Genomic DNA, 1,372 nt, shown 5'->3' with positions numbered 1-1,372 from the left:
CTTCGGCAACTCCCGGTTGGCAAACTCACTGACCTTGTCAAAGGTGGCCGGCACGCTTTTCACACCGGTGAGAGGCGCTGCCTTTTCGGTGTCGAAGACAATCAGTGTGTACTCGGCGTCGGGGTCGTAGTCGAGGCCAAGCTTCTCCGAAATCAGGCGCGCATTGGTATCCGCGTCTTCCAACTGATCGAAGCTGGTGGACCAGTACTTGGCGCCGTTGCCGCTGACTCCTCGCATGGGGGCGCCAAGCATCCCCGGTGCGCCGTTGTTTGTCAGATATCGGCTTTCCATAAAGCGGACCTGATAGCGTTCCTTCGAGATATCGCCGGTTTCGGCCAGGGCTTTCAGCTCGGCATCTGTGTACTTGGGCTGGTAGCCGTTGCGGGCAATTTCGTCCGCCATAGAGTTCAGGCGGCTGACGGCATCCTTGAGAGATGTGGGCGGGATGCCTTTGCGTTGGCTGAAATCGGTTTTCTCACGGGGTTTCGGTTTCTTCTTCCGGGTATCGGGGGCGATGTCGGCTGGCCTGGCAACCTCCACCTCGCCGAGACTTTCAAAGTCCTCGAAGCTGGGTGTTTGCTTGGCCGGGGCATGGCGATCCCTGAGCATTCTGGCTTTTTTGATCTGTTCTCCAAACTCCAACAGCAACTGCCCGACCTTGCGGAACTTGGCAAAGTGCCGGGCCAGGCTTGCGGCGCTGGCGGCTAGGCCGGCGCCGCCGGTTACTGCCGCCAGGAGTATGGTGAACAGGACTTCAAACGCCGCGGCACCGGAGAATTCAGTGATTTCAATGGCGTGTTGGGCTTTAACGTAGTCTTTGACGAAGCGCCGGAGGTCGGCCTGCAGGGCTGGGTCTTCCCAGATGAGATCGGCGAGTTCCGTGGCCGGTCATAGAGCTTCTCGAAGTCGAGCTACCTTCGCAAATTGGCTGTTTCCCTATCTGCGTCTTGAGGAGTAACCCAGGAATCGGGACGGATACCTTCGAATAATAAATCGGCCACAGTTTTACACAAAAACTTACCGCTTGGTAAATCATCGACTGACGTTGTTGAAATTCCACTTACTTCCATGAAATTCGGAAAGCCTGGGATGTAATACATCAACGGTGGCTCAATCTTCCCCGCCGCCAAACCTTCTTTTAATTGCGCCAATTCACCGATTGCACCGCGCTCGTATTGTGAGAGTGGGCGAGGTGCGTTCTCTATTACCGCGGAGAGTGACTGAATACAACGAATGGCATATGGGTAGTAGATGGATGCAAAGAGGAGCTTTCCTTTTACTAGGGCCTGTTCACACTAAATAGCGTGTCTACTATCAACGCAAAGTGAATGAAAAACGTAAAAATGACATCCAACTTGTCGAATCGAGAAAA

Annotated in this window: 1 pseudogene; it reads right to left on the bottom strand. The window is 54.4% G+C overall.

The features are described 5' to 3' along the window. Positions 1–609 (bottom strand): annotated as a pseudogene (locus FDY93_RS19800) (hypothetical protein); the annotation flags it as partial. Positions 610–1,372 lie beyond the last annotated feature (763 nt).

This window comes from Microbulbifer harenosus, assembly GCF_005771435.1.
Classification (GTDB): domain Bacteria; phylum Pseudomonadota; class Gammaproteobacteria; order Pseudomonadales; family Cellvibrionaceae; genus Microbulbifer; species Microbulbifer harenosus.
This window is presented reverse-complemented; position numbering and strand designations above follow the sequence as displayed.